Origin of the sequence: Corynebacterium jeddahense (genome assembly GCF_028609865.1) — a bacterium.
Taxonomy (GTDB): domain Bacteria; phylum Actinomycetota; class Actinomycetes; order Mycobacteriales; family Mycobacteriaceae; genus Corynebacterium; species Corynebacterium jeddahense.
The window spans coordinates 266,680-282,504 of sequence record NZ_CP063194.1 but is presented as its reverse complement, the minus strand read 5'-3'; the positions used below and the strand labels follow the sequence as shown (position 1 = coordinate 282,504).

12 protein-coding genes are annotated in these 15,825 nt (G+C 66.6%); 8 read left to right on the top strand and 4 right to left on the bottom strand.

The genetic code is table 11. The features are described 5' to 3' along the window. Positions 1-47: 47 nt before the first annotated feature. From CJEDD_RS01315 to CJEDD_RS01305, 3 genes are read right to left on the bottom strand one after another with little or no spacing between them, the layout of a single operon-like run. Positions 48-797 carry a succinate dehydrogenase/fumarate reductase iron-sulfur subunit gene (locus CJEDD_RS01315; RefSeq protein WP_042409374.1) on the bottom strand — a complete coding sequence of 250 codons (750 nt, stop codon included), beginning with the start codon at positions 795-797 and terminating at the stop codon, positions 48-50. Then, entirely contained in the window at positions 797-2,914 is a 2,118-nt protein-coding gene (locus CJEDD_RS01310; RefSeq protein WP_273657576.1) for a fumarate reductase/succinate dehydrogenase flavoprotein subunit, read from the bottom strand. Before CJEDD_RS01310 ends, CJEDD_RS01315 begins: the two co-directional genes overlap by 1 nt. A 21-nt stretch (positions 2,915-2,935) precedes the next feature. Further along, positions 2,936-3,721, bottom strand: coding sequence for a succinate dehydrogenase cytochrome b subunit (locus tag CJEDD_RS01305; RefSeq protein ID WP_042410341.1), 786 nt, complete (start codon positions 3,719-3,721; stop codon positions 2,936-2,938). A 267-nt stretch (positions 3,722-3,988) separates the two neighbouring features. Here CJEDD_RS01305 and CJEDD_RS01300 point away from each other — a divergent pair, with 267 nt between their 5' ends. Then, complete coding sequence (locus tag CJEDD_RS01300) at positions 3,989-4,453, top strand: SRPBCC family protein (RefSeq protein ID WP_042410338.1); 465 nt, start codon at positions 3,989-3,991, stop codon at positions 4,451-4,453. A 136-nt stretch (positions 4,454-4,589) separates the two neighbouring features. Here the strand turns inward: CJEDD_RS01300 and lpdA are convergent, their stop codons facing one another. Continuing rightward, positions 4,590-6,002, bottom strand: a complete 1,413-nt coding sequence (gene lpdA / locus CJEDD_RS01295) for a dihydrolipoyl dehydrogenase (RefSeq protein ID WP_042410259.1) — start codon at positions 6,000-6,002, stop codon at positions 4,590-4,592. A 79-nt stretch (positions 6,003-6,081) separates the two neighbouring features. On the opposite strand from lpdA, the gene CJEDD_RS01290 reads away from it, so the two are divergent. From CJEDD_RS01290 to CJEDD_RS01260, 7 genes are all read left to right on the top strand, one after another. Beyond that, complete coding sequence (locus tag CJEDD_RS01290; RefSeq protein ID WP_052333886.1) at positions 6,082-7,602, top strand: alpha/beta hydrolase; 1,521 nt, start codon at positions 6,082-6,084, stop codon at positions 7,600-7,602. Between the two features lie 296 nt (positions 7,603-7,898). Next, a complete protein-coding gene (locus tag CJEDD_RS01285) occupies positions 7,899-9,011 on the top strand; it encodes an alpha/beta hydrolase (RefSeq protein ID WP_042410377.1) in 1,113 nt (370 codons plus the stop codon). A 45-nt stretch (positions 9,012-9,056) separates the two neighbouring features. After that, on the top strand, positions 9,057-10,310 hold the full coding sequence (locus tag CJEDD_RS01280) for a M1 family metallopeptidase (protein ID WP_273657575.1): 1,254 nt from the start codon (positions 9,057-9,059) through the stop codon (positions 10,308-10,310). Then, complete coding sequence (locus CJEDD_RS01275; protein ID WP_042409219.1) at positions 10,307-11,491, top strand: polysaccharide biosynthesis protein; 1,185 nt, start codon at positions 10,307-10,309, stop codon at positions 11,489-11,491. Before CJEDD_RS01280 ends, CJEDD_RS01275 begins: the two co-directional genes overlap by 4 nt. Positions 11,492-11,497: 6 nt before the next feature. Further along, on the top strand, positions 11,498-12,472 hold the full coding sequence (gene rfbB, locus CJEDD_RS01270; protein ID WP_042409223.1) for a dTDP-glucose 4,6-dehydratase: 975 nt from the start codon (positions 11,498-11,500) through the stop codon (positions 12,470-12,472). A gap of 445 nt (positions 12,473-12,917) precedes the next feature. Then, positions 12,918-14,240 (top strand): sugar nucleotide-binding protein, encoded by a 1,323-nt coding sequence (locus CJEDD_RS01265; protein ID WP_042409225.1) that lies wholly within the window; start codon positions 12,918-12,920, stop codon positions 14,238-14,240. 68 nt (positions 14,241-14,308) lie between these two features. Beyond that, complete coding sequence (locus CJEDD_RS01260) at positions 14,309-15,751, top strand: ATP-binding protein (RefSeq protein ID WP_198133018.1); 1,443 nt, start codon at positions 14,309-14,311, stop codon at positions 15,749-15,751. Positions 15,752-15,825: the final 74 nt, after the last annotated feature.

The following is a 15,825-nucleotide window of genomic DNA, read 5'->3' as shown; positions in this document are numbered from 1 at the left end:
TTGTTTCCTTTTCGTACTGCTGTTTCTGCCGGTGAGTATACGCGGGACTAGTCGTCGCCGCCCTTGAAGGCTGCGCGTGCGCGCTCCGCGTTGATCGCGCCGACGGCGTCGAGCGGAATGCCGGCCGGGCAGACGTCGGCGCACTCGCCGTAGAGCGAGCAGTGGCCGAAGTTGGTCTCCAGCTCGTCGACCATCTTGCGGGCGCGGCGGGCGCGCTCCTGCTGGCCCAGCGGGAGCAGCTTGAGGTGCTTGAGCTTCGCGCCGGTGAACAGATGCGCCGCACCGTTCGGGCAGGCCGCGACGCAGGCGCCGCAGCCGATGCAGGCCGCGTAGTCGAGCGCCTTCTCGGCGTCGTGGTGGTTCACGGCGAGGGTGTCCGCATCCGGCGCGGTGCCGGCGTTGATGGAGACGTAGCCACCCTGCTGCATCACGCGGTCGAGGGCCGAGCGGTCCACCGCCAAGTCCTTGATCACCGGGAACGCGCCGGAGCGGAACGGCTCGATCTTCAGGGTGTCGCCGTCGTTGTAGTTGAACAGGCGCTGCAGGCACGCGGTGGTGTTCTGACCAGCGCCGTGCGGGCGGCCGTTGACCAGCAGGCCACAGGTGCCGCAGATGCCCTCGCGGCAGTCGGAGGCGAAGACGAACGGCTCCTTGCCCTGCTCAACGTAGGTGTTGTTGACGTGGTCGAGCAGCTCCAGGATGGACATCTGCTCCACAGCGTCGTCGACCTGGACGGTCTCGAAGCTGCCTTCGGTGTCCGGACCGGCCTGGCGCCAGATTTCAAGTGTCAGTTTCATTACTTGTAGTTCCTTGCCATCAGCGGGATCGAATCAAAGTGCAGGGGCTCGGCGTGGCGGATGAACTGGCCCTCGCCGGCCGGCTCCCAGGCCGACACGAAGCACCAGTTGTCGTCGTCGCGCTCCGCCTCACCGTCGTCGGTGAGGTGATCCATACGGTAGTGCGCACCGCAGGACTCGTCGCGGTCGAGTGCGTCCACGCACATCAGCTCGCCGAGGTTGATGTAGTCCACGAGGCGAAGCGCAGCCTCGAGGGTCTGGTTCATGTCGTTCGGGGAGCCCGGGATGGAAATGTTCGTCCAGAAGTCCTCGCGCAGGGCGCGGATCTTCTTGATGCCCTCCTGCAGGCCCTCGACAGTGCGGGACACGCCGCAGTGCTCGTAGAGGATGCCGCCGAGCTGCTCGTGGAAGTGCTCCGGACCGTGCGGCTCCGGGCCGCGGATCGACATGATGCGCTCGATGCGCTCCGTGACGTTGGTGACCACCTGCTGCGCCTCGCGGGAGTCCGGCGGCAGCACGTCCTCGCCGAGGTGGCCGGCGAGGTAGTTCGGCACGGTGAACGGAAGGGTGAACCAGCCGTCCACGGAGGCCGAGAGCAGCGAGTTGGCGCCCAGGCGGTTCGCGCCGTGGTACGTCCAGGAGCACTCGCCGGCGGCGAAGAGACCGTCGATCGAGGTCATCTCGTTGAAGTCCGTCCACAGGCCGCCCATGGTGAAGTGGACGGTCGGGGCGATGCGCATCGGGGACTTGTACGGGTCGTCGCCCGTGGAGTCCTCGTACATCTCGAACAGGTTGGAGTAGCGCTCGCGGATGGTGTCCTCGCCGAGGCGCTCGATCGCGTCGGTGAAGTCCAGGTACGCGGAGTTGTGCAGCGGGCCGACGCCGTAGCCGTCGTTCAGCTGCTGCGAGATGGCGCGCGACGCCACGTCGCGGGGCACGAGGTTGCCGAACGCCGGGTAGCGGCGCTCGAGGAAGTAGTCGCGCTCTTCGTCCGGGATCTCGTTCGGGTCGCGGTCGTCACCCTTTTCCTTCGGGGTCCAGATGCGGCCGTCGTTGCGCAGGGACTCCGACATCAGCGTCGTCTTCGCCTGCCACTTCGCGTTGACCGGCAGGCCGGTCGGGTGGAACTGCACGAAGCACGGGGAGGCGAGGTAGGCGCCGCGCTCGTAGGCGCGCATCATGGCGGAGGAGTTGGAGTTCTTCGCCAGCGTCGTCTTGTGGTAGACGTTGCCGTACCCGCCGGTGGCGAGGATGACGGCGTGGCCGGTGAACGGCGCGATCTCACCCGTGATCAGGTTGCGGGTGACAATGCCCTCGCAGTGCTTCTTGCCGTCCTTCTCGGTGATGATCAGGTCCATCAGATCGTGGTGGGTGAAGATCTCCACGTTGCCCAGGTGGATCTGACGCTGCAGCGCCGAGGCGGTGGACAGCTGCAGCTGCTGGCCCGTTTGGCCGCGGGTGTAGTAGGTGCGCGAGACCTGCACGCCGCCGAAGGAGCGGGTGGCCAGGGTGCCGCCGTACTCGCGGGCGAACGGGGCGCCGATCGCGTTCATGTGGTCGATGACGCGGACCGACTCGATGGCCAGGCGCCAGCAGTCGGACTCGCGGCAGCGGTAGTCGCCGCCCTTCACGGTGTCCTTGGTGTGGCGGTACGCGCCGTCGTTATCCACCTTCTTGCCGCGGGCGGAGTTCACGCCGCCCTGGGCCGCGATGGAGTGCGCGCGGCGCGGGGCGTCGTGGTACGTGAAGGCCTTGACGTTGTAGCCCAGCTCGCCGAGCGCTGCAGCGGCGGCGCCGCCGGACAGGCCGGTACCGACGACGAGGACGGTGAACTTGCGGCGGTTGAGCGGCGAGACCAGGTTCATGTGGTCCTTCTGGTGCTGCCACATGTCCTTCATGCGCACTTCGTCGCGGTTCGGCTCGTTCGACTCGAGCACGTGGCCGGGGGTCACGCCGGGGCAGGCGGACTCGGGCTGGCGGAAGTCGCCGGAGCGCTTCGCGTCCTGCTTGGAATCCTGCGCCGAATCCTGAGTCTGCGCTGCACCCTGGGTGCCGGCGGCGGCGTTGCGCTGCTCGCCGCCCTGGTTCCCCGAAAGACCGGAAATAGAGGTAGTCATAGTTGTTCTCCTAGAAAGCCGTTACCTGGAAAAGTCGGGGAGCCAGCCGCACATGATGGCGATTGGCATGACAACGTTGCCGAGGACAACGATGAACGGGAGGATGTAGGCGAGCAGCACCATCAGGCCCTCGCCGCGCTTGCCCAGCCAGCCCAGATCGGAAACGGCGAGGTAGACGCCGTGCGTGAGGTGCAGGAGCAGCGCGAGGTTGGCAATCACGTAGATGAGCGTGACCCACCAGCGGCTCGGGGCGAAGGTGGCGATCATGTTGTTGCGCACCGCGCCCTCGACGAAGTCGCCGGACGCCACGGCCGTACCGAAGGTCAGGTCGAGCAGGTGGAAGATGATGAACAGCAGCAGGATCACGCCGGTGACGAGCATCGCCTTCGTCGCGGTCGACTGCCAGCCGCCCATGAGGTTCGTGCGCTTGAAGCGGCCGCGGGACTTCGAGGAGCGGGCCCGCAGGGTGAACGCACCCCAGATGTGCAGCACCAGGCAGGCGAGCAGCACGATGCGGACGCACCACAGGAAGCCCTCGTGCGGGAAGAGCGGCTCGCCGATCTCGCGCAGCCAGCGGCCGTAATCGTCGATCGGCGCGGAGCCGTCGGCGTGCAGCGGCATGAAGATCTTCAGGTTGCCGATCATGTGGCCGAGAACGAACAGGCCGAAGATAAGGCCGGTGATGGCCATGGTCAGCTTGACGGCCCACGTGGGGTAGGACGGCCGCTCGCGCAGCGGCTTTTCAGTGATTTTTCCGTGACGAATGGCTTCACGGTCTGCGTGTTGAGCAGCGTTTTGTACAGTCATGGCACCTCCAGTGTCGATAACACTCTAGGAAACCTTTCCCGTCGGTACACACCGGATTCGCAGGTTGGACGCGCCGCGCGCAAGGGTTCAAGCTGTGGTTTACCCAATCATCCTGCACTCCGAGCAAAATGTGACGTTTGCCACTAAAGCGGCTGCGGGGTGGTTAATCGACATCCCTCACCCCGTTCAGTGTCAATCTTTGGTTGGTTAGTTTCACCTAACAACCAGGGCCGACTCGCGAGGGCGAAAATCGGTACCCTGGCAGGCATGGCTATTGACAAGAACACCGAGAACTCCGCTACCCGCCAGATCGACGCCTCCGCGGCCGAGATCTTCGACATCCTCTCCAACCCGCAGCGCCACGCCGAGACCGACGGCTCCGGCATGGTCGTCTCCGCGGACCAGGGCGACCGCCTGAAGAACGTGGGCGACACCTTCACCATGAACATGACCAAGGAGGACGGCGACTACCAGACCACCAACGAGGTCTTCGCCATCCAGGAGAACAAGCTCATCGGCTGGAAGAACGTCGAGAACACCACCGCCGGCGTGAAGGTCGGCGCGAAGTGGCTCTACGAGCTCGAGCCGATCGACGCGGACAACACCAACGTCACCCTCACCTACCAGCGCGACGAGCTGGAGGAAAACCTGCTGTCCATGTCCGAGAAGTTCGACGACGACTTCCTCGCGAAGTCCCTCGACTCCCTCGCCGCAGCGGTCGCCGGCGCCTAAGCGCCTGCGTATCGACGCCACCAAAGGAGGGCACCCGCAACCGCGGGTGCCCTCCTTTATGCCGTCCGCGCGCACGCAACAGGCGGGCCCTGCCGGGATGGCAGGGCCCGCCTGTGGTTCGTCGATACGCGACTGCTTAGAGGTTGATCATGTGGCCCTCGACGCCGTGCGCGATCTCCTTGAGCACCTCGGACAGCGTCGGGTGGATGTGGATGGAGCGCGCGATCTCACCCGCGGTGAGGTCGAAGCGCTGCGCGAGGACGACCTCCGGCATGAGCTCGGAGACGTTCGGGCCCACGAGGTGGCAGCCGAGGATCTCGCCGTACTCGGCGTCCGCGATGAGCTTGCCGAAGCCGGCGGTCTCAGCGAGGCCCACGGCCTTGCCGTTCGCGGAGAACGGGAAGGTGGCCACCTTAATGTCCTTGTCCGGCCACTTCTCCTTCGCCTGGTCCTCCGTGTAGCCCATGGAGGCGACCTGCGGGTTACAGAAGGTGGCGCGCGGGGTCATCATGTAGTCCTCGATCTCGAGGGTCTCGGCGTCCGCGATGGTCTCGGCGGCGATGATGCCCTGCGCCTCCGCGACGTGGGCGAGCTGCAGCTTCGCGGTGACGTCGCCGATGGCGTAGATGTGCTCGACGTTGGTGCGCATGCGCTCGTCGATGGCGATGGCGCCGCGCTCGGTGAGCTCCACGCCGGTGTTCTCCAGGCCGTAGCCCTCGGTGCGCGGGGCGAAGCCGACGGAGATCATGACACGGTCGACGGTGAGCGTCTCGGTCTTGTCGGTGCCGTTCTTCTGGATGTCCACCTCGACGGAATCGCCGTTGTCGCGCACCGCGGTGGTGGCGTGGCCGGTGAGCAGCTTCACGCCGAGCTTCTTGTAGGCCTTGGCGATCTCCTTGGAGACGTCCTTATCCTCGTTGGGCAGGACGCGATCCATGTACTCCACGACGGTGACGTCCACGCCGTAGTTGGACAGCACGTAGGCGAACTCCATGCCGATCGCGCCCGCGCCCACGATGACCATCTTCTCCGGGGCCTCGGGGTTGAGGATCTGCTCCTCGAAGGACACGACGTTCTCGGACAGCTCGATGCCCGGCAGGGTGCGCACGACGGAGCCGGTGGCGATGATGCAGTCGTCGAAGGTGACGGTCATGCCCTTGTCGTCGCCCTCGGTGACCTCGATGGTGTTGGCGTCCTTGAAGGTGCCCAGGCCGTTGATCTCCTGGATCTTGTTCTTCTTCATCAGGTAGTGCACGCCGCCGACGATCTTCTCGGAGACCTTGCGGGAACGCTTGTGGGCATCCGTGTAATCGAACTCCACGTCGCCCTTGATGCCAAAGGTCTTGGCGTCGTGGGTGAAGATCTCCGCGACCTCCGCGTTCTTAATGAGCGACTTGGACGGGATGCAGCCCACGTTGAGGCAGACACCGCCCCAGTACTGCTTCTCGATGACGGCAACTTTCTTACCCAGCTGAGCTGCGCGGATGGCGGCAACGTAGCCACCGGGGCCCGCGCCGAGGACAACAACGTCAAAATGTTCTTTACTCACGGTGCTTATGGTACGTGCCTGTCTGGCAAAATGTTGCCGAGTATCTCCCCCGGTTCTGTTTGAAAGCGAGTGAACTCCCGTGAAATTCTCCCGTCCGGCGATCGCAGTCGCAGCCGCCGCAGTCATCGCCGCAGGCGCCGTGCCCGCTGTCCAGCACGTGTCTGCAGCCGGCGGGCGCGCGACCGTCCTCGACCCAGCCGTCTCCGCGGTGGAGACGACGCTCGCCGCCGCGCCGACGCGGGAGGAGACGGCCGCGAGCACCACGGGGACGATGAGCGAGCAGCCCACGACGAGCGCGCTGAGCACCCAGAACACGCCGACGAGCAGCACCACGGCGGCGGCTACGACGGCGGCTCCGACCCCGAGCACGACCCAGCGGGCCGCGGTACCGGCCACCGCCCCCGTGGCGCTCGAGGGGAAGGCCCCCGACAAGGTGGTCTCCGTCAACCCGGCCCCCACCGCGCTCGACCGCGCGCCCGTCGACCCGAACAACCCGCTCGTCAACGGCGCCGCCGGGACCGGCGACGCGGCGGGCAATGCGGCGGGCGCGAGCGCGGTGAAGCCGCTGGGCGACGTGCCGCAGACCACGAAGGGGAAGGACCAGCGCTGGGTGGGCATCCTCCAGCGCAACGAGAGGGCCTGGCCGAACGCGGCCGTGCGCGTACACTCCGACGCCATGGGCCGCGACATCCCGGTGGCGGTCTTCCGCGCCACCGACGCCCAGGGCAAGCACGTGGACAACGCGCCGACGATCTACCTGCTCAACGGCGCGGGCGGCTCCGAGCAGGACACCGACTGGGTGTCGCAGGCGTTCGACGAGATGTTTGACACGTACGCCCGCGCGGGCGTGAACGTCGTCGTGCCGATGGAGGGCGCGTTCTCCTACTACGTCGACTGGGCCGCCGAGCCGCCGGTGAACAACATCTTCTACAAGGGCAAGCAGATGTGGTCGACGTTCCTCGCCGACGAGCTGCCCGACGCAATCGAGCCGTACCTCGGCGCCGACCGCGACCGCCGCGCCATCGCCGGGCTGTCCATGGCGGCGACGTCGGTGCTCTTGCTCGCCGAGCACAACCCGGGCCTGTACAAGGCGGTCGGATCCTTCTCCGGCTGCGCGGCGACCTCGACGCCGATCCCGAACTGGTTCGTCGGCCTCACCGTCCACCGCGGCGCGACCGGCATGACGCCGGAGCACATCTTCGGGGAGATGGGCTCGGACTACAACCGCTACAACGACGCGCTGGTCAACGCCGCGGCGCTCAAGGGCACGCCGCTCTACATCTCCACCGGCACGGGCCTTGCGGCGGAGACCGACATGCCGGGCTACCTCAGGGAGCGGCTGGAGAAGGCCGGCTACGGCTCGGCCGAGTCGCTCGCCACGGGCGTGGCTAACGCCGCCACGCTGCAGATTGAGGGCGGCGCGATCGAGGGCGCGATGAACGCCTGCACCCACGATTTCCTGGTGAAGGCGCAAGCGAACGGCGTCGACGTGACGCACGCGGAGCTGCGCCCCGTGGGCACCCACGCGTGGTCCTCGTGGCGGCAGGACCTCAAGCTGTCGTACGACACCGTGTTCAAGCAGGCGCTCGGGCTGAAGTAAGCCCTTTGGCCTGAAGTAGCCCCTTAGAACATGCCCAGGCTGTAGGCGATGGTCGAGGACATCGACGAGCCGGCGTGGATGAGGTAGCCGAGCGCCTCGTTGATCTGCAGCTGGATGGATTCGATCGGGTTCATGGTCAGTCCTTTCGGGCGGGGCCGGGCGGGGCCGGAACGGCGGGTGGGCAATTGCGCCACACCTGTAACGCTAGCCCCAAGCGTAACGACGTTGCTTTAGGATGTCGCAATGACACCGTAGACGCCTGTAGAGCATAACTTCCCCGAGGACTGGATTCACATATGAAATCAATTAAGGCCGCAGCCCTTGCCGTGCTCAGCGCGGCCGCCCTGACCACGGGCGCAGCCACCGTCGCCGAGGCGCAGCCCGTCGGGGTGATCAAGCCGTGGAACGCGCCCGAGAACCCACCGATCTCGCCGGCGACGAACGCGCCGGAGCGGTGGGTGGAACACGTCGACCACAAGAACGTGCTGTCCTACAACGTCTACTCCCCCTCGATGCGCCGCGACATCCCCATCGCGGTCATCCCCGCGACCAACGCGGCCGGCCAGCGCGTCCAGGGCGCGCCGACGCTCTACCTGCTCAACGGCGCGGGCGGCGCGGAGCAGAACCAGGACTGGCTCACCCTCAACCCCTCGCGCGAGTTTTTCGCCGGCAAGGGCGTCAACGTGGTCATCCCCCAGGCCGGCGCGTTCAGCTACTACACGGACTGGGTCGACGAGAACGTCCGGGGGCGCTACCTCAACGGCCCGCAGAAGTGGGAGACGTTCCTGACCAAGGAGCTGCCCGGCCCCATCGAGCGCATGCTCGGGGCGAACGACCGCCGCGCCATCGCCGGCTTCTCCATGTCCGGCACGACCGCGCTCGTGCTGCCGGAGCACAACCCGGGGATGTACAAGGCGGCGGCGTCCTTCTCCGGCTGCGCGGCGACGTCGTCGGTGCAGGGCTACAACTTCGCCCGCCTCACGGTCAACCGCGCGGCGTGGGAGCAGAACTACCAGTCCATCACCCCGGAGCAGATGTGGGGTCCGATGGGCGGGCCGTACAACCGGTACAACGACGCCCTCGTGAACGCGGAGAAGCTGCGCGGCACGCAGCTCTACGTCTCCTCCGGCACCGGGCTTGCCGGGCGCGCGGACCAGGTGAGCTACCTCATGGGCATCGGCGCGCCCGAGTGGGCCGCCTACTACAGCGCGGGCGTGCTCCAGGTCGAGGGCGGCGTCATCGAGGCCGCGATCAACTCCTGCACCCACGACCTCAAGGCGAAGCTCGACGGGCTGAACATCCCGGCGCACTACGAGCTGCGCAACGTGGGCACCCACTCCTGGCCGTACTGGCGCGAGGACCTGGGCAAGGCGTGGCAGACGACGCTCGCGCCGGCGCTCGGCGTCTAGCGCCCGTCCCGGGGTGAACACCGGCTGGGCTAGACTTCCCCTCCGATGAACAACCTCAGGCTCCGCACCACCCCGATCCCCGGCACCCGCGACCGCTACACGGGGGTGGAGTTCAACCTGGGCTTCCACGTCACGCACTACGACCTCGACGCGGATTATCGGGTCGTGCCCAACCGGCTCGACGCCACCGCCACGCTGACGCTGACTACCTGGCGCGAGATGCGCACCATGTCGCTCGACCTCGCGCCGGGGTTGGCGGTGCGGCGCGTGGAGTCGTCGCTACGCATCGGCGTGAAGCGCTTCAAGCAATCCGGTGGCAAGCTCCACATCACGTTCGCCGAGCCGGTGCCGGTGGACACCGAGTTCCAGCTCACCATCCGCTACGGCGGGGTGCCGCGGCCGCGCCGCACGGCGTGGGGCGAGCTCGGCTGGGAGGAGCTCAACAACGGCGCGCTCACCGCGAACCAGCCGAACGGCGCGCCGACGTGGTTGCCCTGTGACGACACGCCGGACGAGAAGGCCACCTACACCTTCAACGTGCGCGCGGACCGCGGCTACGTCGCCGTGACCAACACCACCGCGCGACCGATGGCGACCTACCTTGCCACGGTGCAGGTCGGCCAGTTCCAGCGCATCGCGCTCGGGCGCAACACGCTCGCCTGGGTGCCGGGGACGGATGTCGGGGACCTGGCGAAGCAGCAGGCGATGCTCGACTACTTCGAGACCGTCTTCGGCCCCTACCCCTTCGAGGACTACCAGGCGGTCGTGCACGAGGACTCGCTGGAGATCCCCCTCGAGGCGCAGGGGCTGTCCATTTTTGGCGTGAACCACCTCCACCACCACGAGCGCCTCATCGCGCACGAGCTCGCGCACCAGTGGTTCGGCAACTCGCTCGGCCTCGCGCAGTGGGAGGACATCTGGCTCAACGAGGGCTTCGCCTGCTACGCCGAGTGGCTGTGGGCGGATTTCGCGGGGCAGACGCCTATCGACGCCTCCGTGCGCGCCCACTACGACCAGCTCACCCCCATGCGCTTTACCCTCGCCGACCCGGGCCCGCGCAACATGTTCGACGACCGCGTGTACAAGCGCGGCGCCATCACGCTCCATGCGTTGCGACGCACCTTCGGCGACACCACGTTCTTCACCGCCGTCCGCGACTACACCGCCACGAACGCGCACGGCGTGGTCGAGCCGTTCGACCTCGCCAACGCGTTCACCCGAGCCGGCGCCGACGCCGCGACCGTCGACGCGGTGCTCGACGCCTGGGTGCGCCGCCCCGAGCTGCCCGACTGCCCATGAAGCACCTCTCCTACGCCACCGTCTTCGCCGCGGCCAGCGGCTTCATCGTCATGTGGATCGCCGGCTGGGCGATGGACGTGGAGAACGGCTACCGCTACTTCACCGCGTACTGGGGGCTCTTTTTCGCCTGCACCGGCCTGATCGACGGGATTACGCACGAGACGACGCGCGCCGTGGCGTCGTCACGCGAGACGCGCGTGCGCGGCACCGCGAACCCGTGGGCGATCGGCGCGGCGATCGGCTGCGTGGTGGCGCTGCTCGTGTTCGTCTGTGGCTACTTCGGCATGGACGCGCTCGTGCCGCGCGACCCCGACGCCGCCACCACGCTGCTCGCGTTCGGCCTGCTCAGCTACGCGTTCCAGGCGGTGCTCTCCGGCGTACTCTCCGGCGCGGGGCTGTGGGCGCGCTACGCGGCGCTCGTCGCGCTCGACTCCGGCGTGCGGCTCGTGCTCGCGCTCGTCGCCTGGGCGCTCGGCGGGGGTCTGTTCGACTTCATGTGCATCACCGTCGTCGGCGCGCTGAGCTGGATCGCCATCCTCGCCGTGGACCCGGTGAAGGTCACCCTCGACGTCGACCGCGCCGCGTTCGTACGCCGCGTGTGCTCCGCCATGGTCGCCTCCGGCGCGTCCGCCGCGCTCATCACCGGCTTCCCCACCGCCGTGAGCGCCGCGTTCCCCTCGTTCGACCCGGAGGTCTCCGTCGCGGTCGCGGCGCTGAACAACGCCGTCATGCTCACCCGCGCGCCGGTGCTCGTGCCGCTGCAGCGCTTCCAGTCCGCGCTCGTGGTGCGCTTCGTCGAGCGTCGTGGCCAGATCTTCGCCGCCCTGGCCGCCCCCATCGGCGCGGTGCTCGGCCTCGGCGTGGCCGGCTTCGGCGCGGCGTGGCTCATCGGCCCGTGGATCCTGCGCGCGGCGTTCAAGCCGGAGCTCTACGTCGGCGGGCTCACGCTCGGCCTGCTCACGCTCGCCTCGGCGTTCATGGGCATGCTCATGATCACGGGCGTGGCCGTGCTCGCGCTGGAAAAGCACGCGATTTACGTCGCCGGCTGGGTTGTGGCCACGCTCACCGCGTTCGGGGTGCTGTTTTACGCGCCGTGGGGCGTGACCACCGCGGTCATCGCCGCACTGTTCGCCGGGCCGATCGCGGGCGCGCTGGTGCACGCGGTCGGGCTTGTAAAGTAGCGGGCCATGGAACGATTGCTGGTCACCGGGGGCGCGGGGTTCATCGGGGCGAACTTCGTCCGGATGGCGTCGCAACGCTACCGCGTCACCGTCGTGGACAAGCTCACCTACGCCGGCAACCGCGCGAGCCTTCCGGAGGGCATCGACTTCGTCGAGGGGGACATCTGCGAGCGTCCGCTTATCGACGAGCTCGTGTCCGCCACCGACGCCGTCGTCCACTTCGCCGCCGAATCCCACAACGACAACTCGCTGCGCGACCCGTCCGCGTTCGTGCAGACCAACCTCGTGGGCACGTTCACGCTGCTCGAGGCGGTGCGCGCGCACGGCACGCGGCTGCACCACGTCTCCACCGACGAGGTGTTCGGCGACCTCGCCCTCGGCGGCACCGACGCGTTCACCGAGACCACGCCCTACAACCCCTCCTCGCCCTACTCCGCGACGAAGGCCGGCTCCGACCACCTCGTGCGCGCCTGGGTGCGCTCGTTCGGGGTGGCCGCGACAATCTCGAACTGCTCGAACAACTACGGGCCCTACCAGCACGTGGAAAAGTTCATCCCCCGCCAGATCACGAACATCCTGTGCGGCCAGCCCGCGAAGCTCTACGGCACGGGCGCGCAGGTGCGCGACTGGATCCACGTGGACGACCACAACGCCGCCGTGCTCGCCATCCTCGAGCGCGGGCGGCTAGGCGAGACCTACAACATCGGCGCCGACCAGCCACAGAGGACGAATAAGCAGGTCGTGGAGACGATCTGCGACATCATGGGCGGGGACTACATCCACGTCGCAGACCGGCCGGGCCACGACCAGCGTTACACCATGGACGCCACGAAGATCCGCCGCGAGCTCGGCTGGCGCCCGCGGTACACCGACCTGCGCGCCGGACTCGAGCAGACCATCGCGTGGTACGCCGACAACCGCTGGTGGTGGGAGGCGGGCAAGGGAGACGTCGAGAAGCAATACGCCCAGAGGGGACAGTGATACACTGACCTGGGAAAAAGGGGGAATTATGGGGCATGGGCGAAAGCTACTACTGGTGGCGGTCCAATGCGGAAACTGAACGCCAAAATGGGATAACAGTGTCGGCTTCAGTTTCGGGATCAGGTGGTAGCCTGGCGTATGGTTTGCTCACCGTAGATACCACGATGAGCATGGATTTTGATGAGCGAGATGAGGCCAATCTTCTGACAACGGCACGCTTGCTCGCAGCGTTTCGGGATGCCGCCGACCGACTATGACCCACAAAGGAGTGAGTGAGATGAGCACCAGCTATCCCGCAAAGGCAATCCAACTGGATCAACAAACCGTTGATGCTCTCCGACAGCGGCTTGAAGCGAGCCGCAGGGTCAATGCGGAAAAGGCCCGGAAGCGCGCAGAATCCAATACTCGGGCTTCTCGGAAGATTCTGGGTTTCTAGTCGCGCGCCGTGAATAGCCACAACCCTCCCATTGAAGGCCTCGAGGTCCACCACCTCACCCTGCACGAGGATAACCGCGGCTGGTTCAAGGAGAACTGGGCCGGCCAGAAGCTCTCGCCGCGGCAGCAGAACGTGAGCTTCAACGCCCGGCGCGGCGCCACCCGCGGCATGCACGCCGAGCCGTGGGACAAGTGGGTCTCGGTGGCCACCGGGCGCGTTTTCGGCGCGTGGGTGGATATGCGCGAGGGCTCGCCCACGTACGGCGAGAAGTTCACCTGCGAGATCGGGCCGGACACCGCCGTGTTCGTCCCGCGCGGCGTGGCCAACGGCTTCCAGGCGCTCGAGGACGCGACGACGTACATCTACCTGGTCAACCAGCGCTACTCCCCCGGCGGCGCGTTCTGCTCGTACCGGGAGATCGACTGGCCGCTGACACCCACCGAGCTCTCCGAGAAGGACCTTTCGCACCCCATGCTTTGCGACGCCGTCCCGCTCCCCCCGCGCCGCATCCTCGTCACGGGCGCGGACGGCCAGCTCGGCCGGGCGTTGCGCAAGGTGTGGACGGATGCGGAGGCGCACTTTATCGGCCACGCGGAGTTTGACATCACGCGCCCGCCGGAGCTGGATTGGTCCGGGTACTGGGCGATCGTGAACTGCGCCGCGTACAACGACGTCAACGGCGCGGAGAACGACCGGGCCGGGGCATGGAGGGTGAATGCGGACGCTCCGGCGAAGCTTGCGTCGATAAGCAATGCCCACGACCTCACGCTCGTGCACGTCTCCAGCGACTACATCTTCGACGGCGCGCTCGAGGTGCACGACGAGGCCGAGACCGCATCGCCGCTGAGCGCGTACGGCGCGTCGAAGGCGGCTGGCGACACGGCGGCGCAGGTCGCCCGCAGGCACTACGTCGTGCGCACGAGCTGGGTGTTCGGCGAGGGCAAGAACTTCATGGCGACGATGGCGGACCTCGCGCAGCGGGGCGTGTCGCCGAAGGTGGTGTGCGACCAGCGCGGGCGGCCCACCTACGCCGAGGACCTGGCGAAGGGCATCGCGCACCTGCTGGCCACGGGCGCGGAGTACGGCGTGTACAACATCTCGTCCGACGGCGACGCCGCCACGCGCGACGAGATCGCGATGGCCGTCTACATCGCGATGGGCTGCGACCCGTCCGACGTGCACCCCGTGACCACCGAGCAGTACGGCGCGGAGTTCGGCGCCGAGGCGCCGCGGCCGCGCGAATCGACGCTCGCGCTGGACAAGATCAAGGCGACCGGCTTCGCACCCTCCAACTGGCGGGCGGCGCTCGCCCTCTACGTCGCGCTGCGCTGAACAGGGGTTATAGCAACATAACACTCAACATAACACCTACTTCCCACAGTGTTATGTTGAGTGTTAAGTTGGGTGTTATGTTACAGCAGGAGGTGGCGGAGATCGTCGCGCAGCTCCGCGCGATCGGCTCTGAGAGCTCTCGCGTGGAGGCGAAGTCAGGCATCGGGAAAAACGTCCTTGAGACGCTAAGCGCGTTTTCCAACCAAGGCGGCGGGATCATCATTGCCGGGCTGAGCGAAGCCAGCGGATTCACCCCGGTCCCGGACTTCGATCCGAAAGCGGCGCGCGACGCGCTGACGACGTATTGCGAGAAACTCACCCCGCCGGTCCGGGCTGAGATTTCCACCGTGCCGTTTGAGTCTGGTCAAGTTCTCGTCGCCGAGGTGCCGGAGATGGAACTGCAGGATAAACCCTGCTACGTCACGGACCGTGGACTGTACAAGGGCAGCTACGTGAGAGCGGGAGAAAGCGAACGCAAGCTCACCCAATATGAAGTGGATCGAATCGTCGAAAACAAGGGCCAACCGTCGTGGGACCGCACACCAGTGGACGAAGCTTCCCTCGCAGACCTCGATGCACAACTGCTCTCCAGCTTCACGGAGAAGCAGCAGGCGGCGCGGGCGAAGACGTTTGCCGACGGGATGCCGACTGCGCTTCAACGCCTTCAAGTCATGCGCGGGGAGCACCCGACGCTGGCGTCGCTGCTCACGATGGGCGAGTACCCGCAGCAGTACTACCCCCGCCTCGCGGTGACGTTCGCCCTTTACCCGGGCACAGGGAAGGGGGACGTGACTGAGGGGTTTCGCCTCCTCGACAGCGCCCGCATCACGGGGCCAATCCCAGAGATGGTTGACGAGGGCGTCCGGCTCGTCGAAAAGAATATGCGCACTGCCGGGCTTATCGAGGGGGTCTTTCGTAAGGACGTTCCCGACTATCCCGCGGTTGCGGTACGAGAAGCACTCGTGAATGCCTTAATGCACCGCGACTACTCCCCCACTGCGCTTGGCACCCCGGTGCAGATCGACATGTATGTGGACCGACTAGAAATCTCCAACCCGGGCGGGCTATTCGGAGGTGTGACCCCCGAAAACCTCGGACAGCCAGGTGTATCAACGTCGCGGAACCAACTTCTTTCGACGTTCCTCGAGGACATGCATTTCTCCGGCGGCGGCACAGTCGCGGAGAACCGTGGAACCGGAATCGCGGTGATGAGGTCTGCGACCGCGGAGGCACTGATGCCACCCCCTGAATTTACGAATACGCTGACGCATTTCACGGTGAGATTCCACAAGCGGAAAGTGGCGGTCACAGAGACGCACGAAACAGCGTACGAGCAGGTTAACCGCCTACTCAACGAGCGCGCGTCCTGGTCCACGACGGAACTCAAGGAGACCACTGGGCTCAGCCGAACCGCCGTCCAGAAGGCCCTCAACCAGCTTTTGGAACAGGGACTCGCCGAGCCAACTGAGCCACAGCGCAGCCCTCGCCAGCGCTACCGTCGGACTCGGTAGCAACATAACACTCCACATAACACCTACTTCCCACAGTGGTATGTGGAGTGTTAAGCAGGTGGCAAGTTGATTTC